We start from the raw sequence: 23,606 nt of genomic DNA on the forward strand, positions 1-23,606 counted from the left end.
CATGCACGATCGTGTGATCCAGAGTGCGTCAGATGTAGGGACGTGGAGAATCACTGCCAGCGTGTTTTGAGTGATTGGTGCGTCCAACGCATCGCTTCGCGTTGTGCTGGTAGTACTCGTGTTGGATCAACAGTGAAGCGACCGTGAACGTCTGCGTACCGCGGGCATGCGCGTATGGCGCCGGCGTTGAAAGGGCAGTGCAGAAGAGGTGAATGCCGAGTGCGCGCCGGTGCCATCGAATGTATCCTGTATTGCTCTTCAGCGCGAATCGGCGGGTAGACGATGTTCACTGTGATTCGCGTCTGTATGCGCGCGAATAAGAAGCCAGGTGAGACATCCGATGAGAGAAAAATATTATTTGTTCCGACAAATTCCTACGTATTCCTCTGTATTCGATTTGCTTCGATAACGCCATGAAACGAGGGTTGACGAGGCGTAAACGCGTGCGCAAGATGCAGTGAATGATGTGCGTCGGAGTTCGTCATGTCGGCTGTCAGAAATTTCACTCGAGGGCAGTGGGAGGCGCTCGGGCGCAGACTGGATGCGCTGCCGGAAAAACCGAAAGACGAGCAACCTGTAAAGGTGGGAGACGGCGTCAAAGCTATTCGTACACAGATCATGGCAGCACGCGAGAAGGGATATGCGCTGCATGAACTGATAGAGCAGGCGGCGCAGGAAGGAATTGACGTGAATCTCAATTCGCTGAGATATGCGATGCGCCGTGCGGACGAAAAGGGAAGAACGCGACGAGGTAATCGGGACACGGCGCGAGAGCAGGTGACAGCGCCAGCTCGAGGCAAGAAGACGCCACAAGTCGATGAGTCACGCGATAACCCGCTACACATGGGATCGCAACAGAAAGGAGGCAAGGGGGGAGCCAAGCCGGGGCAACAGGTACAGGGCTTTCTTGGATTTCCGATCAGCCCGGATACCGAAAATTTGTAGAGGTCTCACATGGCAAGGAAAAATCCCCCAATCTATATGGTCGGCGGTAGCAAGGGTGGTGTCGGCAAGAGTTTTGTGACGCTGGCGCTGGTCGATTACCTGCAACGCACGGATATCAACGTCGTGCTGGTGGAGACGGATACGTCCAATCCTGATGTCATGAAAGCGGTCCACGCCGAAATCGAATGCGCGTCATGTGATCTGGATGATGTGAGCGGCTGGATCGACCTCGTCAACTTCTGCGATATGCACCGGGATGCGACCGTTGTCGTCAACACGGCGGCCCGGAGTCAGTCGGGTGTCGAGCAGTACGGAGGAACGCTCGCTAGCGCCCTTGATGAGCTCGCCCGGCGTCTAGTCGTGCTGTGGGTCATTAACCGGCAACGCGATAGTCTTGAACTGCTGATCAAGTTTGGCGCGACGTTCCCGAACGCAATCACACATGTTGTGCGCAACGGCTACTTTGGTTCGCCGGAGAAGTTTTCCCTTTACCGGGACTCGCAATTGCGCAACGCCGTTGAGGCACAAGGCCAATCGTTGGATTTTCCCGACCTTGCGGATCGCGTCGCGGACGAGCTGCGTAGCCAGCGTCTGTCGGTTGGGAAGGCGGTGCAAACGATGCATATTGGTGAGCGGGCGGAACTGCTGCGCTGGCGTGCGATATACGGCACGATGTTCGTCAAGCTGACAGATCATGTGCAATTGGAGCGGTGAGGTCGCCCGGTGCGCTCGCGCGCCTGTTACTTGAGGTCGGAACGTCCCAGTCGGTGAGAATATTCGGGAGCCGCGCAGACTTTGCCAACTGCCGTTTGGCAGCAGTGATATGGCTTATATGACGGACTCAAGGAGAGCCCGTCATGAAAAAATATGATAGTTATCCTGACTGTCTTGGTTTGAGTAGGGCGACGCGATGTCGCCCTCCGGTACTTACACTTTCATTTGGCGCATGGCGTCGGCCAGCATCCACAGGGCGCGATTGAGCTTTACGTCCTGGTCGATTCCGGTGATGGGACGTGTCGACATAGCGCGCCCGGTGCGCGAGCGGCCATGCAGCCCGCCTTTCGTGAGGTTTTCCTGCACTCGGTTAAACACCGTCCAGAGGTCGTCGCGGCGATCCTCGAAACGGCGGGGAGCGAGTAGTTGGCTTTCAGTGATCGGGGCAGGGGCCTCGGCATCGGTTGGGCCGTAGCGCAGCGCGAGCGCGGAGCGGGCGAACGCATGCTGTTCGTCACGGTTCAGCGACACGTCGCGCATGCCTTCCTTTTGTTCGCGAATCAGTTCGAAACCGTCGAGCACGTCGAACGCACCATTGATGACGTTCTGAATGATGTTCCCCTTGTGCGGCACGCGAATATCGGCGACGTTGTCGCCCGCAATCATGCCGTTCTGGCAGACAAAGCGCAGCAAGCCGGAGAGCATCTGATAGCTACTTGTGCCGTCGTGTGAGTTCAGCAACACGATTTCGTTGGCTTCGTCGCCATTGATTTGCTCGGCGTGACGAAGGCGAAGCATGTGCTTTGTGTAGTCGTGCTTGCCCTGATCGCGCACGCGGGTTTGGCAGATCATGAACGGCTGGAATCCTTCGTTACGCAGGCCGCGCAATACGTCGATGGTCGGAATGTAGGTGTAGCGCTCCGATCGGCTTTCATGCTTGCCGTCCGCGAAGATGGACGGTGCAACGCTGCGAATCTGATCGTCCGACAGGGGCGAGTCGGCACGAAGCATCGGGGAGCTGTAATGGAAAGAAGAGGCGAGTTGCATGGCAATCTCCACAGCAAAAGGGTTGAACGACGGGCTGCGGGGTGGCCTTGCTGCTTTCGCGAAAAACCCTCCCGGTGGAACTCGGGGTTGGCTTTTGCTTGTTCCTGGCACCCTGGTTCCTGCCCGTGCGACCCAAGGAGCCGAGGGTGGCACGGTGTCAAGGAAAGCGGCGAGGGATGGTGCGGGCAACACGGTCCCTCGCCCCTTGATGCCGTGCCGCCCTCGGCTACGGTCGCGGGATAGGGCAGGAACCAGGGTGTCAGGCGCACGCCGAGGCAAGAGTTCGACGGGAAGAAGGGCGAAGTCCAGGTTATTCACAGTTTCCGGGGACAACGCTGTGAACAACTCGAGCGTGCAGAGCGTAAGTAATTGAGCGGTATTGGATTTTGCGTCGAACTGTACGGTAAGCGCGAAATGGTTCAGGAATCGAGCGTTCGATCGCCCCCGGTTCACTCTTGCTCGGAGCCGTATGGGCATCAGAAGGTGCCCGCCCCGTATACTGTTGCCGACATCAGGACATGGGGGTGGGTATGGCGCTTCAGTGGATCGAGTATCTGAAGCAGAGTGGCTGGCTGGATCTGCTGAAAGTTGGCGGTGTCGCTGGCATTGTGAGTTCGGTCGTCACGCTGAGCTGGAATGAGTTGCGGGAGGCCAGAGTCAGTAGGCGCGAAGCGCGGCATGTGGCGCTGACCGTGGCGCTTTCGCTCGAAAGCTATGCCCGTGATGCCCGACTGATGATGCATCACGCTGTCTGGGCCGCGGAGGAGGCAGGCCGTTTGCAGTCGTATGAGCCGATCCGTGGCGTTGTGTTACCTCCGTTCGTATTCCCGGAGCCGATCGATTGGAAGTGGCTGAAACACAACGTTGCCTCGCAACTCCGCGAGTTTCCAGCCATGCTGCATTCGACCCGTCAGGCTCTGTCCGCCGAGTGGGAATACGGTGACCCGATCGACCGGTGTGTGGAAGTGGAATTCGAGTGTGCGAAGGCTGCGGTGAGGGCGTTGGAGCTATCTCATTTGACGCGCGCAAGGCATGACGTTGCAGCATGGAAGCCCATCGTTCCGGATGCCGATCTGAGAAGTGAACTCGTGCAGTTCATTTCAGAGCAGAGCGCGAAGCGTGAGGCATCTCGGGAGAAACAACGGCAGGCAGCAGCCAACATGACTGTCGGAGAGCCCATCCCTGGAGAGCAGTGATGGTATTGCGCGATCGCGCTAAACCGACGACCGGCAGTTCAGTCTTGTGCCCGTGGATAAGCTCAAGTTGCGATGAGGAAGAGCTCGAGCTTCTTAACCTTGATTCGTGACGGCTAGCGTCTGCGGCCGCTCAATGTCGGGCCGGTTGAAATGAAGGGGAACATATTAAGGGCTATGTTACCCTTCATTTCGGGACATGGACGAAGCCGCGGCGTGCGCCGCTCGCGCAACTAAAGTTGTGGCTATGTTTCAACTAAAGTTGTGTCGAACCGCGCCGGACGCTCTGCGAGCGCTGGATTCTCGCCACCGGTTGTGCCGCTCAGCGACGCGGCGTCTTCGCCGCGCGCAGCAGGACTTGCTCGAGCGCGCGCATCTCGACCGGTTTCGCGAGGTGGGCATCGAAGCCGGCGTGTTCGGTGCGCTCGCGATCGGCCGGACGGATGTAGCCCGACACCGCGACGAAATGGGTGCGGGCAAGGCCCGCGGCCGACCTCAACTTGCGAAGTAACTCGAATCCGTCGACGTGGGGCATCGACAGGTCGATCAACATCAGGTGCGGCCGGTAGGCGCGCGCCAGCCGCAGGGCGTCATGCGCATCATAGGCGACTCGGGGGGCGTGCCCCTCCAGCTGAAGCAGCATGCTGAGCGTATCGGCCGATTCGTGGTCGTCATCGACCACGACAATCCGCAGCGGCATCATCGCCGTATCGGTGTCCGCGCTGAACGGTGCGGCTTCTGAAATTGCTTCGCTCGTGGTCGGCAGCCGCACGACGAATGTCGCTCCTTGGCCGCGGCCCGGGCTTTCCGCAAAGATCGAGCCGCCGTGCAAGCGGACAAATGACCGACAAAGCGCCAGGCCGAGTCCGAGCCCGACGGGGGGCGAGGTGCTCACCGCGCCTTGTTGGTCGAACAGATCGAAGATCGACACGAGCGCACTCGGAGCGATGCCCGGGCCGCGGTCGGTCACACGGATCTCAATGGTGCCGCCCTCGGCCAGCGCTGCCACGTCGATCTGGCTACCCCGCGGAGCAAACTTGGATGCGTTATCGAGCAGGTTATGCAGTACCTGAACCAGTCGGGCCCGGTCGCCGCGGAGGTTGATGTCGCCGGCCGGGAGCGCGACGGCGATACGCTGCCCACGTGCATTCGTTTTTGCCTGAACACTGTCGACCGCACGCGTCACGATATCGCCTGCCGTGACCACGCGGATGTCCAGCCTCACCTTGCCGGCCGCGATGTGGCCGAGGTCCAGCAGGTCGTCTGCCAATCGTGCGAGCTGCCCGAGCTGCCGATCGATCGCGTCGCGACACTGGGCCATGTCAGGCGCGAGATCGGGCGCCGTCTGTAAGATGCCGACCGAGTTGCGCAATGGCGCGAGGTGATTGCGTAGCTCGTGGCCCAGCGTTGCGATGAACTGTTGGAGCCGGTGAGTCGATGCCGCCAGTTCGGCCACGCGCTTGCGTTCCGTGATGTCGCGCATGATTTTGATGAATCCGCAAAGCTGCCCGGCAGGGTCACGAACAGCGGTGATGGTGACGTGCGCCCAGAAGCGCGACCCGTCCTTACGCACCCGCCATCCTTCTTCCTCGAAGCGGGGCGAGCTGGTCGCCCCGTCAAGACCGCGCATCGGCCGATCCGCCTCGATGGCTTCGGCCGGATATAGGCACGAGAAATGGCGGCCGATGACCTCGTCGGCGTGATACCCGGTCGTCAATTCCGCGCCAGCGTTCCACGTCACGACGGTGCCATGGCGGTCGAGCAGGCAAATCGCGCAATCGGTAATGGACTCGACGACGGCTTGAAACCGCAATTCGCCGAGTTGATGGTGCAGGATAGCGGTCGCGCCTACGGCGAGGCTGGGTGATGCCGCTGGTGTCGATTCGGGTTGCTGAATCACTGCGAGTCTCCATGGTCCGGTGCATGCCGAGCGCATGCACCAAGGGGGCCTGTCGGGGGGGCACTGTCGCAAGAGATACCGCGCGAAATCGCGAGCCACGAGCTTAGACGCTGTTTTCTCAGCTCGCAATCAGGGGTTGTTGAAGGAATAGGAATCGATATCACTTCACCCGGAAGGATATGGTTGCGCTGACACCGGGCCGACGTGATGAGGGGTAATCGCGCGGTTCATCAAGCTCGGTTGCCGAGCAGAACACGCCCATAGTGATAACAAGGTTATCTTGCCGACGTCGGCTGGCGCACACGATTGCACGCTTTTTGAGGTTGGTACCACCGGTTCGTCACAACCCCATCGAAGCCCCTTGAACGCGCTTGTGCCAGCGGCAGTGTCCGTTTCTCTGCCTCGGCCGCACCGTTCCCCCGATGGGGCTTTTGCACGCAGGATGCGGCCGTGGAAGCAGCTTTGCTGGCGCCCTGATATTGATCAGCTATATTGAAATTGCCTCGGGGATCGAACAAGGGACGGGCATAACATGAAATACACGAACGACGAGAATGCCGGGCCCATCTGGGGCGTGGTCGCGGGTCTTATTCTGGCCGCCGTTGGCCTAGCGATGGGTGTGTTTCCCAAGTCTCTGCATAGCACCGACACGCTGAACGATTTTGTCGCGTCCGGCGTTACGATGATCGGAATTTTCCTGGTCGTGTACGCCATCCACGAGCTGCGTCGGGCGCGTCAACGCTGAACGCCGGAGCCCTCGTCGCCGGTGTCCACGAGAAGGTCATCGACGATGATTTCGCCAGCGGAGCGGCCCGCGCGCAAGGCATCGAGACCGTCGACAAACGGCTTGCCTTTTTCATCCGCCAAGCGAATTGGCGCTAGGCAGAAGGACCGTGGGTGCGCCGCGCGCACCTGGACGATTGCGACGAAGCCGACGAATGGGTCTTCGCAGGAGATCGCGTTACTGCGAGACGCGTCGACCTTGTGTTCGCAGCGAACGTCGATCGTATAGCCACGGTAAGTGTATGCGCTGGTCATGTTCGCCTCGCTGCGAGTGGGGCAAATGCCGAAAGTTGGCACGGGGAAGTATAGCCATGTGCCCCCCGATTGCGAGATGAATCTTGCCTATGCGGACCAGTCGCTGCTGTAGGCCAACTCGATGATCTTCTTCGTAGGAATACTTGCCCGCAGTTTGGCGATCGCGTCGTGACGAACCAATTTGCATCGCGCGATCTCATTACTCGCTTGCGGCTTCAGGTCGGCTCCGAGTTCACCGATAAACACGTGGTGCATTTTTGAGAGGCCGCCGAAGTGCATTGCGTAGGTGAGGTCCAAGCCGACCAGACCAGTTTCTTCCAACAGCTCGCGGTGTGCCGCTTCGAGCGGCGTCTCGCCGGTCTTAATGGTGCCGCCCGGCAACGCCCATCGCGACGCCGCACGGGCGACCAGCAAGACCCGTTGACCCTGAAGGCACACAACAGTTGCGCGTTCTTTGACGGGCAAATCGATAGTTTCTTGGCTGCTCATGAGGATGACGCTCGAGTACTTTTCGGCATTTTAAGGTCGCCGGGCTGGATGTCGGTCGTCGGAGATGTTGTGGTGCTCCTGGCGGCCCACTGGACGAAGGCTTATCCACCCATCCGCTTCCAGCCGCCCCTCTGGCGTCCCCATTCGACCCACGGCGAATCGCCCGGCGGCCCGTTGCGCAATGCCTGAGCCCGCTGGTGGTAGCGGGCCGCGTCCGCTAGAACCGCGGCTTCTCGCCAAAATCCCTTTTGGTAACGAATGACCGCCACAAAATACCGGTAGTCCGCCGCCACTCGGGCGTCCATCGGTTCGGGGGCGACCAGAGGGATGGGGCGGCCAACGGGCAGATCGACCTGACAAATCCGCCGGTAATCGCTGGCGCAACGCCGTAGCGCGGCCATGGCAGCCTTGGGCGTGACGTCCAGCACCTGCAGGCGCGCCTGATCCCAGCGCGCGACAATTCGGCCGTCTGCAGCACGGTAGAGCCAACACCACGGACGTCCCTCCTTCACGCCCAGCAGGCGCCGCCGCCGCAAGTCGCCGTCCGCGGGCGCAATCGCGTCGATCACATGCCAGCCGGCTTCCTCCGACCAGCTCAAGCACGCGCCGTGGCAGGCCGCCCACATCGCCGCTTCACGTGCTTGCCTGCGCGCGGTGTCCCGGGCTTGGCGGGCAATCTTGTCGAGGCGCGCGATCGCCGACCAGCCTTGGGTCGCCGGCGCCGCGAAGTGCAATCCATCCTCTGCGACGCGCGCCAACCAAAGACGCTCGCAGTCGCTCGCATCCCGCGTCATCGGGTCCCATGCAGCGACGCCCGAACAAGCAACTGCCGTCGCCCGGGCTTCCGCAGCCTGCCAGACCGCCGCAAGATTGACACGCGCCGCATGTCCCTCGAGCCAGTCCCGTGCAGATGTCGCAAGGGCGCGGGCGCCGCGGACCTCACTGCCGGCCACCACGTGCGGTGTAAAGCGAACAACCTCACCAATTGGCGGCCGTCGATCCGGCCAGCGTCGGCGCTCGACTTCGGCCTCGATCGTATGAGCCCAGAGCATGTCGGCAAATGCCCGTCGCGCTCGGTCGCTGGCGCGCACCTGCTCACCGATCAGAATCGGATCACTGGAGTCGACGAAGCGGGCGACCCAGCGACAGCCGTCGCGGGCGAGGTGTCGACGAATGTGACGCGCGAGCGCGCGGTACACCGTGGTAGTCGCCGAGGCCCGCCAGTACGATCGCCGGTCGCCTTCCCGCGGCTGCTGCGGCGACTTCCGATCCGCATGGCCGCAGGAGTCCGCACTGTACCGAACCACCACGACGGGAGCCGTGGGCGTCACGTGTCGCAGGCACGGAGGATATGCGACGCCGAGCGTGCACGCAGTGGTCACCAGCCATCGGACGCTGTCGGGCGCCCGTCGGAGCAACGCGTCGTCCAGCCGTGCCGGCCGGATCAGTGTTGACATGGCCTCCAGCCAGGCGACAATCGGCTCGAACGCACGCGTCGTCTCGGGCGCCAGAGTCGGTCGGCGGCACGTTTCACGCGTGAAGAAGTGCAATCGGCCGCACCGACAGCTACCGGCCGTCCCGAAGTCGGCGATCGAGCGCAGCGTGGTGTGAAACGGCGCGCCACAGTGGCAACAATCAACCAACGGCAGGCCGTGAATCGGACAGGTCTCCAGCAGACCGACGGAAAACAGCGCCGCATGGTATCCCGCTGACAGGCACGCCAAGCACAGGCGCGGCCGAGCCACGGCGAGCGCGGTCCGCAGTGGCGTCGGCAACGCTTCGAGCGTGGCCCACCGAAAGGCTGCCAGCGACTCGCCAAGTTCATTGGCAAATGCGCGGATATCGAGGTTGCCGTCGTGATTGTCTAGGAGGTGCACCGCTCTGGGCGAAGGCGTTTGGGTCGACGGCAGATCGCGCGGGTGTAGCGAGTTGAGTGCGCAGGCACGCAGGACCGTGTGCCAGAGCGATGCGTAGGGCAGCACGCTGCCGGCGTGCCAGGTCAGACGAGGTTCAGGCATGGGAGCCGTGCTCGCGCGCATGCGCGCCCCGAAGCGCCGCCGTGGCGGAGATGAGCGCCATCAGTTCTCGGTGCCCGCACTCGCCGACGGTCGTGCTCCACGCGTCCGCAGTCGTCACGGCGTCAACGTCGGCGCCGCCGGCGATACGCAGCAGCACGTGGCGGCATGCCTGGGCGACGGTCTTCATGGGCAAGTCGATCGGCCCCGCGTAGCGCGGCGGCAGCTGGTCGAGCATCGCCTGCATCAGCGCGTCGGCCTGGTGCTCCATTCGAAACCCACCGGCCCATGGGCGTGGCGCCAAGCCCGCCGTGAATGAGCGCCCCGACCCGGGTGGCCATTCGCTGCCGTCGTCGTACCCGCGCATCACGTAGGCGAGCTCGTCGGTCGTGCGCACGCCGTGAAACGGTTCGGCGGCCAGCATGAAGCGCGCCGCGACGTGAGCGCTGCCCGCAAGCGCCAGACCGAACGGTTCGTCATAGAACTGCAGTGATGCGATCGAGAACACGCACAATCGAATGCGCTGCTTCTCAAGCAAGCTGTGCAATTCGACCAGCCACAACCACTCGCGCTGGCTCATGCCCTGCGCTTCGTCGATCACCAGCACCAAGAAGCGTCCGCCGCCCTGCGCGGCGAGCTCGATCCAGCGCTCGACAAGCATGGTTTGCCGTTCCAGCGGGCTGCGCCGCGCCTGAGCAAGCCGGTGACCGCTCGCATCGAGCAGGTGGGCGTAAAAGCTGCCGACGGCCTGGCTGCTGCCGGAATCCGTGTGGCTCCAGATCACCAACGGCACAAACCCACCATGGCGCTCGGACAGCAAGCGCTGCAGCCAGTGGTCGACTGCGCTCGACTTACCGAAGCGCGAGGGCCCGAAGATCGTCGCGCCATCGACTTGATCGTCCAGCCAACTGCCGATGCGTTCGACCATGTCGTGAATCGCGATCGTGAACAACGAGTAGTCACGCGTCACGACCAGATGATCGCGGGGGATGTGCGCCGCGACGAGCGGGTCGGGGGGCGCAGGCGACGTCACCATTGCTGGGCTCGGCGCATCGGTGGCAAGGGCGTGTCGCTGCGTGCCGCCGTCGGCGCTTCAATGTTCGCCGCCGGCGTGCTGGGGCGCTTGGCAAGGCTCACCATCGACTGTCCAGATAGTCGCTCTGCCTGCTGCTGCAGGATGCGTCGCGCCTCGAGATAGGCCGGGTGAACCGGCAATTTGCCGTCGGGCGAGGCCTCGGCGTAGCGGATCAGGGCTTCGACCGCGTCGCCGTGGGTCGCCAGATGCAGGAGCCGGCGCTTTTCGAGTGCGCGGATCGCCGCGCGCACGTACAGCGAGTGGGGCGTCAGGTGCCACGGAGGGGCGGCCCGGACCATACCGAGGAACAGGCCGCGCTGCGTCGAGACCGTGACGTAGCGCGCATCGTCTTCATTGTCGAGTTGCAGCCAGAAGGCCTGACCGAGCAGATCCGTGCGCACGCACAGCCATTCGGCCGAGTAGCGCGCATTGGAGAAATGGAAATGTGGGCGGCGGCCCGTCTTGATTCCGCCCAGCAACGTACACAGCTTGCGCGTGCCGACCAGGCGGCGCACCGCGGCAGGCTCAGCCAGGCGGGGCGTCCATGTGCGGTCGGCCATCATGTGCTCCAGCTGCTCGAGCGGGCTGCGGTAGCCCAGTCCCGAATGCGGCGTCGCGTTGTAATTGGCGATCAGCGTGTCGAGCAATTCGTGCGCGTACTCGACCTGAAAATGCGTCGCCATGGCCACGGCGTTGGGATCAGTGCCGCGCCTGTCGGCCGGCGAGCTGCCGGTCGTCGTCGCTAGCTGATGAAAGCCGCCGGCGGCCAAGTGCCCGAAAAACGACTCGACGAACGGCCGGTCGTCCTTGCTGCGACGACAGCTATAGCTCGCCGCATCCTGCGGCTTGACGATCCTGGCGTCGACCACGTCGCGTAGGACGCTTTCGACGCGGCCGCAGATATTGGCCAGTGCGCCGTCGACGCTGAATTCGTTCCAGCAGGCACCCGCGAGCTGCGGAAAGCGATATGACGGCAAACCGGCCCCTGGCACGTAGGCGGCGTCGCTGAACTGCAAATCGCGCGGCATCCATGGCATCAGGGCGCAGCGCACCGCGCGCAACACGTCTTCGGCCGCGCACTCGCGCCGGAAGCTGAGGTGATAGCCCAGCACCGCACGCGACGTGACCTCGACCAGCACCACAACCCACAGGCGATGAATCGTGCGCGGCTCAGTGCCGCCGTGTGGCGACGGCACCAGCACAACCATGCGGGCGTCAAGCTTGTGCGCATCGCATTCGACGCGCTCGAACGGCGCCAGGGGTGGCCGATGCGTGCCGTCTCCGGCGCGGGCCTTGCGCACAGCCTCTTGCCCGCCGACCAACGCGCGAGCACGCGCTGGATGCTCGGCGAGGACGCGATCAATGTAGCGGGCCAGCGTGACGTAGCCGCGTCTTTCGACGGTGAACGGCCATTCGCCGCGGCGCTCGAAGCCACGTTCGCGCAATTCGGCAAGAAACCAGCGAAACACGACCATGCGCGGCCGGCGCGACGCCTCAAGGTCGGCGCGTTTGCCAAGGATACGCTCGCGCAACTTGTCTTCGAATCCCCGCCCTGCTGGCGACTCGAACACCCATTGCAGGGCGCCGACGGCTCCGCCGCTCCACGCATTGAGTGCCAGCGGCGCCGTCCGTTCGTAGGCTTTCACGCGGACATGCGGCAACAGGCCACGCCACCCCTGGATACGTCCGTCAGGATGCGGTCTGAGGCAACGTTCGGTCAGTAGCCGATAAGCCTGGCCGCGCCCCATGCCGCAAGCCGCTTTGATCTGGGCGCTGGTCGCGCCTTCGAGATACAGGCGAATCGCGCGCTCACGCCTGAGATACAGCGCACGGCGCTCGGTAGGTAGCGCCAGCGGGTCGATGGCCGGCCAGCGGTTCAGGTCGACCTCGCCCTGCAACTCGGCGTCGCCATCCTGTGCTTCACCACTCGCCCGCAACCGTGAGCGCCGTGTCATCCTGAGCCTCCGCCATCGCGTCGACCATTACGACACAAGATTAGATGAAATCGCCGATCGGGTTACAACTTTAGTTGACGCAGAGGGGCACGATAGACACAACTTTAGTTGACGTGGAAAATCGTGTCCTGCCCTTGATGGAAAAGGGTTTGCCGGAATTACTGCGTCGCAGCAATAACCGTTGAACTTTAGTTGCGCGAGCGCTCGCGACGCGCTCCCCATAGGGAATTGAGCGCTCCACCACGGCGATCGAGAGGCGGTGTCGTCACCACTTCGGCGCCCCTGTGTTTCTGACGTTGGCGACGACTGGTGAGGTGGTTTCGCCCGGGACGCGGCTGAAGCTCAATTGCGGGCGCTTACCCTCAGCGGCGAGAAAGGGGACGGCTTCGGCGGGCAGGTAGCCTAATTCCCTCCGCAGTGCGGAGAGAATTAGGGGCGTCGGCAGGGTTCCGCCGTTGCCGAGATCCCGGCAACGTGGCCCCTATTGGCGCGCCGGCCCGCCGACTCCTCCGTTCCTGACCATAAGACCGAACTCGTCCCCGCATCTTTATTGACCGACATCCGCCGGCTTGGGCACCACCACGCTCTATACCAAGGCGGACGCGGTGCGGCAGTTCCAGCTGGTGGAGACGTTTTTCAACGCAGCGCTCGACGGGGCAGAAGGCATGGGCGGGTCAGGTGGTAAAACAGTAGGTCGATGAAGAATTCATCGCCTCCTACTTCGAGCCGATACTTTCGGCCAACGAACGCGAAGCCGGCACCAAGCTCGAGCAGAAAGCGGGTGATGTGCCGTGTAAGTCCCTGCTCGATGTCACGTTCCTGCGCATCTTCGGTCAATCCGAGGAAGTCGAAGATATATGGATCTTTGAGCGCTTCACGTGCCAAATCGGATTGCGGGGGCGGCAATCGTGCGTCGAAATTGGTTACGGCCGCACCAGCCCGGGCATGTGCTTGCGTGTCAATTTGCATCGCAAGAACATTGCGGGACCGGCCGTGCTCAAGCGCTCTGCTCGCATACCAATCGCGAACCACCGGATCCTTTGCTTTGTCGAGCAAGGTGCATAGATGAACCCACGGCAATTGTGCAGCAGGCTGCTGCACAAATTCCGACGATGGCCACCGGCAACGGAAACATCTAGCCGCAGGCGCCCTTGACGTTCGCCCGCGAGGCGCTTTCTGAAAGTCTCGACCGGTGCTACATGTCGGGCAGCACTTCGGCTTTCGCTGATCGCGGAGCTGAGGCTCCCATAGACGTCAACCTTGCTCTGGAATCGGATGGATCCAGCATCCAGGGCTTTCGCAGTCGAAGAAGTCCACCTGGACCGGGCCAAGGTCATTACGAATCGTCTGGTAGGCATAGTTGCAATAGACCTGATCGTTGCGAAATACCGATACCGCAACCCGCTGAATGCCTGTGTTGCGCATGCGCTGTAGCAGATGCCGGTCATGCTCTCCTATACCCCACCCGAACAACGTCAACACCTGTCGTTGTGAGGTGAGCACTTCTCGATACACCGTCGAAAGGTAATAGCTGTTCTGGATCGACGATACCTTCTGCGATTTCGTGCCTTCGCTGACAAAGAGCGGTACGACTAGTTCGCTGCGCCACTCGGCCAAGATGCGCGGCGACAATCATTTTGGCCGGTATAGCGACAGAGGTTTTGGCCGGTGGGGAGAAGTCGGAGGCGGCGTAGCCGCCGGAGACTTCTCGACGGCTGCTATTCACGACCGGAACAGATCATCCGGCTTGCCGGGATGCGCTACCTATGCCATCGAGTCGGCCTGCAGTCGTCTGCCTCGACTGTGCGTGCTGACACCGTACTCAAAGCCCGACGCGGTGATCTGCAAGCGCAATGGGCGCGTCGCGAAACGACTGATCCGAGAAACAAGTTTTATTACGATGCGTTCAGCTTCGCGGTTGGTTTGACCTGACGACGATAGAAGTCGTGGCTGACCTGCCCCCATCAATAGGGCCATTGGGCTTCTAGCAAAGTCCCTTTAAACCAGCGCCTGGAAAGCGGCAGGAGCATCGCTTTGCCCTGTGTTTCGCAGCAAAATCTGCTGGCGACAGGTAGTTCAGCGCGCTATGCGGCCGTTCCTCGTTGTAGTCCCGACGCCACGTCGCTATGAGCACCCGAGCATGCGCGAGACTTGTGAACCAGTGCTCATTGAGGCATTCATCGCGGAACTTGCCGTTGAACGGCTCGATATACGCATTCTGCGTCGGCTTGCCCGGCTGAATCAATTTCAACATCTGCCTTTGGAGTAGGCCGATTGGTCGAGCGCTCGGCTCGCAGATTGCGGTCCCTGGTCCGTTCGCACAGAGTTGTTCGCGTCGCCTGTGGACTCAACCCGTCAATGCAACGAATTGATGAATGCGCCAGCAACATATGGAACCTTACCACTACAGCACGATTCCTTTTTTTTGGTCATTCCTTAGCTGATGTGACGTGGAGGTGGGTGATTCTGAGCGGGGCAAGGTGAGGCCACGTCGGGGTACCGTTGGGCGACCGCCACGGCGTCGCCGCCGATGTACCGGTCAGCGCAGTGGTCCCACCGAAGCTCCGGTGATTCGGTGTCGACGCAACGAATCCGCGACGAAGCCCGACGCCTTCATCTCTTCGACGAACGCACCGAGCAACGCGGCGGCCGCGTCGCCGCGGCTCTTCGGCACGCCCATCGCCTGACGGATCACCATGAAGCGCTCGTCGAGCAGGCGCAGGCCCGGCGTCTTCGCCGCATCGGCTTCGAGCTGCTGCTTCACGCCGGCCGCGACTTCGAGCTGCTGTTCGACGAACGTCGGCACGACGGCCGGCGACGTCGGCGCGCGCACGATCTGCGCCGCCTTCAGCTCGCGCGTGAGGAACAGGTCGTACGCGCTGCCCTTGCCGACGGCCACGCGGTTGTGCGGCTGGTCGACGTCCGCATTGCCTCGGATCGGCGAATCGTCGCGCACCAGGTAGAAGCCTTCGATCAGCACGTACGGTTCGGTGAACGCGACCGTTTCGCCGCGCAGCGGATCGACCGCGAAGAAGCCGAAGTCGGCGCGCTCCTCGGTCAGCGCCTGCACCGATTTACCGGCGGCGTCGAACACCACGAGTTCCAGCTCGGCCGACAGCCGCTCGGCGAACGCGCGCGCGAGGTCGATCGACACGCCGAACGGCTCGCCTGTGGCCGGGTCGCGGTTCGCAAGGATCGGGTTGCCGAGATTGATCGACGCGCGCAGCTTGCCGGTCGGGGTGAACGCGGAGAGGACCGAAGGGTCGATGGGCATGAAAGGGCTCGTGGGGGAAGCGGGTGTGCGGGTTGCGCGGGCGCTCAGGGTTTGAGAATGGCGCTGATGCGTGACAGCGCATCGAGCGTATGCAACAGGTGTTGACGCAAGGCTTCCGATGCTTCTTCGTTGCGCTCGCGCTCGAGCAGCTCGAGCACGTGCAGATGCTGCTTCGCATGTTCGACGTAGCGCTCGCGATCCTGCATCGAGCGGTACGACAGCAGCCGGCGCACGCGATTCACGCGCCGGATCGTGTCGATGAAGAAGCTGTTGCCCGATGCTTCGACGAGCGATTCGTGGAACCGCACGCCGCGATCGTGCAGTTGATCGGCGGTATCGGTCTCGATGCCGCCGGCGAGCAGGTGCTTCTCGACCTCGCGACACCGTTCCAGCACGCGCGGGTCGAGCCGGTAGCCGGGCTCGAGCAGCGCGGCCGGCTCGAGCGCGAGACGCAGCCGGTACGATTTCAGCAGGCTGTCGGGGGTCGTCAGCATCGGCGAGAACTGCCAGCCGTAGCCCGGCTTGCGCTCGGCCCAGCCTTCCTGCGCGATACGCCCGAGCACGGTCGTGAGCTGCGCGTTCGTCAGCCCGTAGCGGGTGCGGATCAGCTGCTCCGAAAATTCGTCGGGCAGCTCGCCCTTCAGGCGATCGTCCGCGATCCGGAAATACACGCTCGTGATCACGTCGGCTTCGCCGAGACCGAGTTCGTCGACGACGTCCGACAGCGGCTCGATCACAGGTTTCGCGACGAAGAAGCCGCGATTGCGCTCGCGCGTCAGGATGCCTTTCTCGTGCAGCAGCGCGAGCGCCTCGTTGACGGGTGAACGGGACACGCGCAGGCGGTCGGCGAGCATCTGCGCGGGCAGGTGCGCGCCGACGTCCAGTCCTTCCGTCTTGATCAGTTCGACAATCTGGGTCGCGATGGAGCGGTCGATCATGTGAGTGAGCATTCGGGGCGCCGCGGGCGGCTTCGGTCTCAAGCCTCCTGCATCGCCAGGTTCTTTTGCAATATCAGCGGGATGACGCCGCCCGAGCGCAGCAACTCGCATTCGAGACGGGTCTCGACCGCGGCCGTCGCGTCGACGGGCTCGACGCGGCCGTCGGCGCGCACGATGCGCACGGGCACCGTGCAGCGCGGCGACAGCGCATCGGCCGGCGCGTCGACCTCGAGCTTATCACCTGGCCGGAGGTCCAGCGTGTCGGGGTGGATGCCCGCGGCGAAGCGCAGCGGCAGGATGCCCATCCCGATCAGGTTCGAGCGGTGAATGCGCTCGAAGCTCGCCGCCAGCACCGCGCGGATGCCGAGCAGCCGCTGGCCTTTCGCGGCCCAGTCGCGCGACGACCCGGTGCCGTAGCGCTCGCCGGCGACGAGCACGACCGGATTGCCTTCCTCTCGGTAGCGCGCGGCCGCCTCGAAGATCGGCAACACGTCGCCGCTCGGCACGTGCAGCGTATGCGCGACCGGCATGCCGTCGCGCAGCCGGTTGACGAGGGTCCGGTTGTAGAACGCGGCCCGCATCATCACTTCCCAGTTGCCGCGCCGCGATGCGAACACGTTCAGGTCGTCGCGATCGTCGCCGCGCGACACGAGGAAATCGGCGACGAAGCTGTCCTTCGGAATCGCGCTGGCGGGCGAGATGTGATCGGTCGTCACGTCGTCGCCGAGCACCAGCAGCGGGTACGCGCTGTACGTGCCGAGCTGGCTGCGCTGCGACGCCGACGCGAACGGCGGACGGCGCAGCGCGGTCGAGGCCGGATCCCACGGAAATTGAGCACCGTCCGGCGCGTCGAGGTCGTGCCATGCCGGGTTCGCACTGGCGTGCGCGAAGGCGCGCGGGTAGTCGTGCGAATCGGCGGCGGCCGCCGTCAGTTCGGCGACGGCTTCGCGTGTCGGCCACAGGTCGCGCAGGTACACGGGCTGGCCGTCAGCCGCGTGCTGGAGCGGATCGCGGCTCACGTCGATTTCGGCGTCGCCGGCCAGCGCGAACGCGATCACGAGCGGCGGCGACATGATGAAGCCGAGGTCGAGATCCGGGTGGATGCGCCCCGGGAAATTGCGGTTGCCTGACAGCATCGCGACCGGCCGGATCGACGCGTCGGCGAGCGCCGCGCGGATCGGCTCGGTCAGCGGCCCCGAGTTGCCGATGCAGGTCGTGCAGCCGTACCCGACGATATCGAAGCCGACCGCCGACAGGTCGTCGACCAGTCCGGCCCGTTCGAGATACGCGGCGGCCGCGGGCGAACCGGGGCCGAGCGACGTCTTGACCCATGCCGGCACCTTCAGCCCGAGCGCGCACGCGTTGCGTGCGACGAGGCCGGCGGCGATCAGCAGCGCGGGATCGGACGTGTTCGTGCAGCTCGTGATCGCGGCGATCGCGACCGGATGCTTCGGCATCGACGGATGCGGATGCGCGGGATGGAACGCGAGCGGCGCGAGCGCGGCGGCCGTCTGCGAATGATCGAGCAGGTCCTGCGGGCGGCGCGGGCCGGCCACATGCATGCCGATCGACGCGAGGTCGAGGTCGATCGTGCGCGTGTAGCGTGGCTCGGCATCCGGATCGAACCACAGGCCGGCTTGCCGCGTGAACGCTTCGACGAGCCGGATCGCCGATTCGGATCGGTGCGTCGCACGCAGGTAGTCGAGCGTGTTGCCGTCGACCGGGAAGAAGCCGGTCGTTGCGCCATACTCGGGCGCCATGTTCGCGACGACCGCGCGCTCGCCGGCACCGAGCGTCGCGACGCCCGGGCCGAAGAACTCGACGAACTCCCCCGATACGCCGATTGCACGCAGCCGCTGCGTGACGGTCAGCGCGAGATCGGTCGCCAGCACGCCCGCGCGCAACGCGCCGGTCAGCCGCACGCCGATCACGTCGGGAATGCGCTGCATCACGGGCATCCCGAACATCACCGTCTGCGCCTCCAGCCCGCCGACGCCCCAGCCGAGCACGCCGATGCCGTTGATCATCGGCGTGTGGCTGTCGGTGCCGATCAGCGTGTCGGGCACGGCCCAGCGCTCGCCGTCGCGCTCGAGCGTCGTGACCACCGTCGCCAGTTGCTCGAGGTTGATCGTATGCATGATCCCCGTGCCCGGCGGATGGATGCGCACGCCCGTCAGCGACTTCGATGCCCAGCGCAGGAACCGGTAGCGCTCCGCGTTGCGGCGCAGTTCGAGCTGCAGGTTCAGCGGCGCGGCGTCCGGCCGCGCGAAATATTCGACGGCCAGCGAGTGGTCGACCGACGAATCGACCGGCAGCACCGGGTTCAGCGACGCCGGATCCGCGCCGGCTTCGGCGAGCGCGTCGCGCATCCCGGCGATATCGACGAGCGCCGGCGTGCTGGTCGTGTCGTGCATCAGCACGCGGTTCGGCTGGAACGCGATCTCGGCTTCGCTCGTCGCGCGGCGCGTCCATTCGACGATCGCGTCGACCGCTTGCCGCCGCTCATCGCCGTCGGTATTGCGGATCACGTTTTCGAGCAGGAGGCGCAGCACGACGGGCAGTTCGCGCAACGTGGCGCCGAACTGGCCGGGAAGATCGACGAAGCGATATGTCGCGCCATCGACCGTCAACCGGGCTTCCGAGGGGGAGTTGGTGTTTTCCATGACTGTATTTTTGCACTTTAACAAGTAAAAATGCAATCTAGTGCTAACCCGAGATACAACAATTCAGGAGACGATCGTGACGAAAACAGGCAACGACCCGGCCGAAAACGGTCCGGATCAGATGCGTCGCCGCGTGATAGGGCACACGGCGGCGCTCGGCGCGCTCGCGCTCCTCGGCGCGGCCGCCGGGCCGGTTTCTGCAGACGAATCACACAAGGCTTTGAAAGGAAAAACACCCATGATTGCTTATGTCGGATCGCGCACCACGCGCGAACGAAACGCCCGCGGCGACGGGATTAGCGTCTACCGCGTCGACGCCGGGACGGGCGCGCTCGAACTCGTGCAGCTCGTCAAGGATCTGGTGAATCCGTCGTTCCTCGCGCTGAGCGCCAACGGCGAACACCTGTATACGGTCCACGGCGACCTGAGCGACATCAGCGCATTCAAGGTCGACCAGGCCAGCGGCAAGCTCACGTTCCTGAATCGCCAGAGCACGCAGGGCAAGAACCCCGTGCATCTCGCGATCGATCCGACCGGCCGCTACGTCGTCGTGTCCAACCATATCGGCGCGAGTATCGCGGTGCTGCCGATCGCGGCCGACGGGACGCTGCAGGAGGTCGCGCAGCTCGTTCCGCTCGAAGGCCCGATCGGTCCGCATCGCGTCGAGCAGAAGCAGGCGAAGCCGCACTTCAATCCGTTCGACCCGACCGGGCAATTCGTGATCGTGCCGGACAAGGGTCTCGATCGCGTGTTCACGTTCCGGTTCAAGGACGGACGGCTCGCGCCGGCTGATCCGGCGTTCGTCGTCACGCGCGAGACGGCCGGCCCGCGTCACGTCGCGTTTCATCCGAACGGCGCGCTCGCGTATGTCGTCAACGAACTCGACTCGACCGTCACGACCTATCGGTACACGTCGTCGAACGGTGCGCTGACGCCCGTGCAGATCGTGTCCTCGCTGCCGGACACGTACATCGGCAACAGCCGCGCGTCGGAGATCGAGGTCGATCCGGCCGGGCGCTTCGTCTACGCATCGAACCGCGGCGACGACAGCATCGCCGTGTTCCGCATCGATCCGGCGAGCGGCCATCTGGCGTTCGTCGCGGCCGAGCCGACCGGCGGCCGCACGCCGCGCTTCATGACCGGCACGCCGGACGGCCGCTTCATGTACGCGCTGAACGAGGACAGCGACAGCATCGTCGCGTTCGCGATCGATGCCGCGACGGGCCGCCTCAAGCCGACCGGCTTCTCGGTCGAGTCGGGCAGCCCCGTCTGCATGGTGTTCTCGCAACACCGCGCGTAGTCCTTCCCGCCCAATCAGGAGACATCCGGCGGCCAGTCCGCCGGCGCACATTTATGAATTCAGCAGCCCCTATCGACGAACGCGCGCTGGTGCGCAAGATCGCGTGGCGTATCATCCCGTTCGTGTTCGTCCTCTACATCATTTCGTATCTCGACCGCGCGAACATCGGCTATGCCGCATTGCAGATGAACAAGGATCTCGCGCTGTCCAGCGAAGCGTTCGGGTTTGCGTCGGGCATCTTCTTCATCGGGTATTTCTTGTTCGAAGTGCCGAGCAACGTCATGCTCAACAAGTTCGGCGCACGCGTATGGATCGCGCGCATCCTGGTGACGTGGGGTGTCGTCTCGGTGATCTCCGCGTTCGTGCAGAACGCCACGCAGCTCTACGTGCTGCGGTTCCTGCTCGGGGTGGCCGAAGCCGGCTTCTTCCCCGGCATCATCGTGTACCTGACTTACTGGTTCCGCGCGAAGGAACTCGCGACGACCGTCGCGCTCTTCACGGCCGCGATCCCGGTGTCGTACATCATCGGCGCGCCGCTTTCCACGTGGATCATGGATCACGTGCACTGGCTCCAATGGAGCGGCTGGCGCTGGATGCTCGTGCTGGAAGGCGCGCCCGCGCTGATCGGCGGGATCCTGTGCTTCCTCTACCTGACGGATCGCCCGGGCGATGCGAAATGGCTGACGCCCGACGAGCGCGCGTGGCTGCTGAACGAGCTCGACAACGACCGCAAGGCGCGGCCGCGCGCGCAGCACCTCGGCTCGCTGAAGACGATGACGAACCCGAAGGTGCTGTACCTGTCGTTCATCTACTTCGTCTACCAGTGCGGAAGTCTCGGCGTCGGCTACTGGATGCCGCAGATCATCAAGGGCTTCTCGTCGAAGCTCACGCATACCGAGATCGGGCTCATCGCGACGGTGCCGTACGTGGTCGCGACGATCGCGATGGTGATGTGGTCGCGTCGTTCGGACCGGCGCAGCGAGCGGCGCCTGCATTCGGCGATTCCGCTCGCGGTGGCTGCCGCGGCGTTGCTCGGCGCGGGGCTCGCGACGAACCCGTACGTGTCGATCGCGATGATCAGCCTGAGCCTCGCGGGCCTGTACGCGTTCAAGTCGCCGTTCTGGGCGCTGCCGACGCTGTTTCTCAGCCGCTCGACCGCGGCCGTGTCGATCGCGGTGATCAACTCGATCGGCAACCTCGGCGGCTTCGTCGGGCCGTTCATGATCGGCTTCGTCAAGGGAACGGGGCAGAGCGCGACGCCTGGGCTGCTGTTTCTCGCGGCGCTGCTCGTCGTGTCGTTCCTGATGACGTTCTTCATTCGCGTTCACGAACAGCCGGCCGACGACACGCCGTCGAACGTGGTGAACCAGACCCATTGACACGATGACGCGCAATCCGGCGGCGAGCCGGGACATATAACCGAAAGAGGAGATCGATTGATGAAGAAGCTTTCATTTTGCTTGGTTGTACTGAATTCAGTGCCGGCGATCGCGCTGGCGCAAAGCAGCGTGACGCTGTACGGGATCATCGACAGCGGCATCAATTACACCAGCAACGTGCAGACGGCACGGACGGCGGCAGGCCCGGTCGGCGGCCATCAGATCGCGATGATCGAAGGCGGGTCGGCTGGCCTGCAGGGGAGCCGCTGGGGGCTCAAGGGCAGCGAGGATCTCGGCGGCGGTCTCAAGGCACTGTTCGTGCTGGAGAGCGGTTTCTACAGCAACAACGGCGTGCTGAACCAGGGCGGCGCGATGTTCGGGCGGCAGGCGTATGTCGGCCTGAGCCATCCGGTCGGCACGGTCACGCTCGGGCGGCAGTACGATCCCGTCGTCGACTTCTATGGGCCGTTCCTCGCCGCGCCGCAGTGGGGCGGCTACATGACCTCGCATCCGGGCGACCTCGACAATGCGTTGAACACGCGCCGCATCAACAATTCGATCAAGTTCCGCAGCGCCAGCTACCGCGGGCTGACGCTCGAAGCGTTGATGAATCTCGGCGGCACCGCCGGGTCGTTCTCGACCAACTGGATCTGGGGTGCCGGCGCGTCGTATGCGGCGGGGCCGTTTTCGATCGGCGCGGGCTACCTGAACGTCCGCAATCCGAACACGTCGTTCTTCGGCGCGAATCCGAATGCCGGCCCGGCGACGAGCAACAACCTCGGCAGCGCCGGCAGCGCGAGTGCGCCGGAGAGCAACCCCGTGTTCGCCGGCTATGCGTCCGCGAACCGGCTCGAAATCGCCGGCGTCGGAGCGGGCGTGACGCTGGCCGCCCTCAGCGTCAATCTCGCGTATTCGAATACGCGCTTCGAGGGGCTAGGCTCCGCGTCGGGGCCGAATGCGCTGCGTTACGCGGGCACCGCGGCGTTCAACAACGTCGAGATCAACGCGAAATACCAGTTCACGCCGTCGTTGCAGGCCGGTGTCGCCTACGACTACACGAGAAACGGCGGTGCCGGCGGCAAGGGCGGCGCGAACTACAACCTGTTCAGCGCGGGTGTCGACTATTTCCTGTCGAAGCGCACGGACGTTTATACGGTTGCCGTGTTCGAGAAGGCGAGCGGGACGGATTCGCTCGGGCAGCCGGCGGTTGCGCAGATTACCGGGTTGACGCCGTCCGCGACCGACAAGCAGGTTTCATTGCGGATCGGGTTGCGTCACAGGTTCTGAACAGGCGGGGCGACTGGAACGGCGCGCGTAAAGCCGGGTTTCGGCGGCGTGCCGGTGACACGGGGCGGGCGTTTGCCCGACCCGTTTTTTACCGTGGCGATTACTTGACCGCGACTTCCGTATGCACGACTTTCGGCGGGCTTTTGAAGAACGGGCCCGCCAGCTGTCGCCATGCCTGGAAGTCGTCCGATTGCCGGAAATGCACCATGTGGTCGTCCACGGTGTCCCACTTGACGACGAGCAGGTAGCCGCCGCTGCGCTCGATCACGCGGTGCAGCTCGGCGCCGCCGCAGCCGCGCGCACGCGCGAACAGCGGGAGTGCCTGGCGAACCGCCGCTTCGAATTGCTCGGCCTGCGACGGATCGATGTCGAGCGATGCCATTTCCAGAATCAT

The 23,606-nt window shown here is 63.8% G+C and carries 18 protein-coding genes and 3 pseudogenes; 7 read left to right on the top strand and 14 right to left on the bottom strand.

Going from position 1 to position 23,606, the window contains the following annotated elements; translation table 11 throughout:
* Positions 1 to 483: 483 nt before the first annotated feature.
* Together DIE22_RS23595 and DIE22_RS23600 are read left to right on the top strand one after the other, a co-directional pair.
* Positions 484 to 945 carry a hypothetical protein gene (locus tag DIE22_RS23595; RefSeq protein WP_124606200.1) on the top strand — a complete coding sequence of 154 codons (462 nt, stop codon included), beginning with the start codon at positions 484 to 486 and terminating at the stop codon, positions 943 to 945.
* Between the two features lie 9 nt (positions 946 to 954).
* Positions 955 to 1,659 carry a protein mobD gene (locus tag DIE22_RS23600; RefSeq protein ID WP_124606201.1) on the top strand — a complete coding sequence of 235 codons (705 nt, stop codon included), beginning with the start codon at positions 955 to 957 and terminating at the stop codon, positions 1,657 to 1,659.
* 213 nt (positions 1,660 to 1,872) lie between these two features.
* On the opposite strand, the gene DIE22_RS23605 is transcribed toward DIE22_RS23600, so the two are convergent.
* Positions 1,873 to 2,706: a DUF932 domain-containing protein gene (locus tag DIE22_RS23605; protein ID WP_124606202.1), complete on the bottom strand. Its 834-nt coding sequence runs from the start codon at positions 2,704 to 2,706 to the stop codon at positions 1,873 to 1,875.
* Positions 2,707 to 3,230: 524 nt separating this feature from the next.
* Between DIE22_RS23605 and DIE22_RS23610 the strand changes: the two genes are divergently transcribed.
* Positions 3,231 to 3,902, top strand: a complete 672-nt coding sequence (locus tag DIE22_RS23610) for a hypothetical protein (RefSeq protein ID WP_185640671.1) — start codon at positions 3,231 to 3,233, stop codon at positions 3,900 to 3,902.
* A 319-nt stretch (positions 3,903 to 4,221) separates the two neighbouring features.
* Here the strand turns inward: DIE22_RS23610 and DIE22_RS23615 are convergent, their stop codons facing one another.
* Positions 4,222 to 5,835: an ATP-binding protein gene (locus tag DIE22_RS23615; RefSeq protein WP_124606204.1), complete on the bottom strand. Its 1,614-nt coding sequence runs from the start codon at positions 5,833 to 5,835 to the stop codon at positions 4,222 to 4,224.
* Positions 5,836 to 6,331: 496 nt separating this feature from the next.
* On the opposite strand from DIE22_RS23615, the gene DIE22_RS23620 reads away from it, so the two are divergent.
* Positions 6,332 to 6,544 (top strand): hypothetical protein, encoded by a 213-nt coding sequence (locus DIE22_RS23620; protein WP_124606205.1) that lies wholly within the window; start codon positions 6,332 to 6,334, stop codon positions 6,542 to 6,544.
* On the opposite strand, the gene DIE22_RS23625 is transcribed toward DIE22_RS23620, so the two are convergent.
* From DIE22_RS23625 to acnA, 11 genes and pseudogenes are all read right to left on the bottom strand, one after another.
* Positions 6,535 to 6,837, bottom strand: coding sequence for a hydrogenase maturation factor (locus DIE22_RS23625; RefSeq protein ID WP_124606206.1), 303 nt, complete (start codon positions 6,835 to 6,837; stop codon positions 6,535 to 6,537). The two genes, DIE22_RS23620 and DIE22_RS23625, sit on opposite strands and share 10 nt — an antisense overlap.
* An 87-nt stretch (positions 6,838 to 6,924) precedes the next feature.
* On the bottom strand, positions 6,925 to 7,326 hold the full coding sequence (locus tag DIE22_RS23630; protein ID WP_124606207.1) for an NUDIX hydrolase: 402 nt from the start codon (positions 7,324 to 7,326) through the stop codon (positions 6,925 to 6,927).
* A 101-nt stretch (positions 7,327 to 7,427) separates the two neighbouring features.
* A complete protein-coding gene (locus DIE22_RS23635; RefSeq protein ID WP_124606208.1) occupies positions 7,428 to 9,344 on the bottom strand; it encodes a hypothetical protein in 1,917 nt (638 codons plus the stop codon).
* Positions 9,337 to 10,377 carry an ATP-binding protein gene (locus tag DIE22_RS23640; RefSeq protein ID WP_124606209.1) on the bottom strand — a complete coding sequence of 347 codons (1,041 nt, stop codon included), beginning with the start codon at positions 10,375 to 10,377 and terminating at the stop codon, positions 9,337 to 9,339. The genes DIE22_RS23635 and DIE22_RS23640 overlap by 8 nt, the downstream gene beginning before the upstream one ends.
* Complete coding sequence (locus DIE22_RS38930) at positions 10,371 to 12,371, bottom strand: hypothetical protein (RefSeq protein WP_260426742.1); 2,001 nt, start codon at positions 12,369 to 12,371, stop codon at positions 10,371 to 10,373. The genes DIE22_RS23640 and DIE22_RS38930 overlap by 7 nt, the downstream gene beginning before the upstream one ends.
* A gap of 663 nt (positions 12,372 to 13,034) precedes the next feature.
* Positions 13,035 to 13,508: pseudogene (locus tag DIE22_RS23650) on the bottom strand (PDDEXK nuclease domain-containing protein); the annotation flags it as partial.
* A gap of 117 nt (positions 13,509 to 13,625) precedes the next feature.
* Positions 13,626 to 13,991: pseudogene (locus tag DIE22_RS23655) on the bottom strand (DUF4917 family protein); the annotation flags it as partial.
* Between the two features lie 364 nt (positions 13,992 to 14,355).
* Positions 14,356 to 14,696 (bottom strand): annotated as a pseudogene (locus tag DIE22_RS23660) (integrase core domain-containing protein); the annotation flags it as partial.
* Positions 14,697 to 14,910: 214 nt separating this feature from the next.
* Positions 14,911 to 15,645 (bottom strand): ABC transporter substrate-binding protein, encoded by a 735-nt coding sequence (locus DIE22_RS23665; protein WP_124606210.1) that lies wholly within the window; start codon positions 15,643 to 15,645, stop codon positions 14,911 to 14,913.
* 44 nt (positions 15,646 to 15,689) lie between these two features.
* The gene (locus DIE22_RS23670) at positions 15,690 to 16,583 is read right to left on the bottom strand and encodes a GntR family transcriptional regulator (RefSeq protein ID WP_124606211.1); all 894 of its coding nucleotides are present in this window, start codon (positions 16,581 to 16,583) and stop codon (positions 15,690 to 15,692) included.
* Positions 16,584 to 16,621: 38 nt separating this feature from the next.
* A complete protein-coding gene (acnA, locus tag DIE22_RS23675) occupies positions 16,622 to 19,246 on the bottom strand; it encodes an aconitate hydratase AcnA (protein WP_124606212.1) in 2,625 nt (874 codons plus the stop codon).
* Between the two features lie 238 nt (positions 19,247 to 19,484).
* Between acnA and DIE22_RS23680 the strand changes: the two genes are divergently transcribed.
* From DIE22_RS23680 to DIE22_RS23690, 3 genes are read left to right on the top strand one after another with little or no spacing between them, the layout of a single operon-like run.
* Complete coding sequence (locus tag DIE22_RS23680) at positions 19,485 to 20,546, top strand: lactonase family protein (RefSeq protein ID WP_124606213.1); 1,062 nt, start codon at positions 19,485 to 19,487, stop codon at positions 20,544 to 20,546.
* A gap of 53 nt (positions 20,547 to 20,599) precedes the next feature.
* Complete coding sequence (locus DIE22_RS23685) at positions 20,600 to 21,925, top strand: MFS transporter (protein WP_124606214.1); 1,326 nt, start codon at positions 20,600 to 20,602, stop codon at positions 21,923 to 21,925.
* Between the two features lie 60 nt (positions 21,926 to 21,985).
* Complete coding sequence (locus DIE22_RS23690; RefSeq protein WP_057927415.1) at positions 21,986 to 23,212, top strand: porin; 1,227 nt, start codon at positions 21,986 to 21,988, stop codon at positions 23,210 to 23,212.
* 100 nt (positions 23,213 to 23,312) lie between these two features.
* Here the strand turns inward: DIE22_RS23690 and DIE22_RS23695 are convergent, their stop codons facing one another.
* Positions 23,313 to 23,606, bottom strand: a complete 294-nt coding sequence (locus tag DIE22_RS23695) for an antibiotic biosynthesis monooxygenase (protein WP_124606215.1) — start codon at positions 23,604 to 23,606, stop codon at positions 23,313 to 23,315.

The sequence above is a fragment of the Burkholderia sp. Bp9142 genome (assembly GCF_003853415.1).
Taxonomy (GTDB): Bacteria; Pseudomonadota; Gammaproteobacteria; order Burkholderiales; family Burkholderiaceae; genus Burkholderia.

Bases quoted from the DNA above. Each gene is read 5' to 3' on its own strand.
- DIE22_RS23595 (WP_124606200.1), top strand. From the start codon at position 484: ATGTCGGCTGTCAGAAATTTCACTCGAGGGCAGTGGGAGGCGCTCGGG.
- DIE22_RS23600 (WP_124606201.1), top strand. From the start codon at position 955: ATGGCAAGGAAAAATCCCCCAATCTATATGGTCGGCGGTAGCAAGGGT.
- DIE22_RS23605 (WP_124606202.1), bottom strand. From the start codon at position 2,706: ATGCAACTCGCCTCTTCTTTCCATTACAGCTCCCCGATGCTTCGTGCC.
- DIE22_RS23615 (WP_124606204.1), bottom strand. From the start codon at position 5,835: ATGCGCTCGGCATGCACCGGACCATGGAGACTCGCAGTGATTCAGCAA.
- DIE22_RS23620 (WP_124606205.1), top strand. From the start codon at position 6,332: ATGAAATACACGAACGACGAGAATGCCGGGCCCATCTGGGGCGTGGTC.
- DIE22_RS23625 (WP_124606206.1), bottom strand. From the start codon at position 6,837: ATGACCAGCGCATACACTTACCGTGGCTATACGATCGACGTTCGCTGC.
- DIE22_RS23630 (WP_124606207.1), bottom strand. From the start codon at position 7,326: ATGAGCAGCCAAGAAACTATCGATTTGCCCGTCAAAGAACGCGCAACT.
- DIE22_RS23635 (WP_124606208.1), bottom strand. From the start codon at position 9,344: ATGCCTGAACCTCGTCTGACCTGGCACGCCGGCAGCGTGCTGCCCTAC.
- DIE22_RS23640 (WP_124606209.1), bottom strand. From the start codon at position 10,377: ATGGTGACGTCGCCTGCGCCCCCCGACCCGCTCGTCGCGGCGCACATC.
- DIE22_RS38930 (WP_260426742.1), bottom strand. From the start codon at position 12,371: ATGACACGGCGCTCACGGTTGCGGGCGAGTGGTGAAGCACAGGATGGC.
- DIE22_RS23665 (WP_124606210.1), bottom strand. From the start codon at position 15,645: ATGCCCATCGACCCTTCGGTCCTCTCCGCGTTCACCCCGACCGGCAAG.
- DIE22_RS23670 (WP_124606211.1), bottom strand. From the start codon at position 16,583: ATGATCGACCGCTCCATCGCGACCCAGATTGTCGAACTGATCAAGACG.
- acnA (WP_124606212.1), bottom strand. From the start codon at position 19,246: ATGGAAAACACCAACTCCCCCTCGGAAGCCCGGTTGACGGTCGATGGC.
- DIE22_RS23680 (WP_124606213.1), top strand. From the start codon at position 19,485: ATGATTGCTTATGTCGGATCGCGCACCACGCGCGAACGAAACGCCCGC.
- DIE22_RS23685 (WP_124606214.1), top strand. From the start codon at position 20,600: ATGAATTCAGCAGCCCCTATCGACGAACGCGCGCTGGTGCGCAAGATC.
- DIE22_RS23690 (WP_057927415.1), top strand. From the start codon at position 21,986: ATGAAGAAGCTTTCATTTTGCTTGGTTGTACTGAATTCAGTGCCGGCG.
- DIE22_RS23695 (WP_124606215.1), bottom strand. From the start codon at position 23,606: ATGATTCTGGAAATGGCATCGCTCGACATCGATCCGTCGCAGGCCGAG.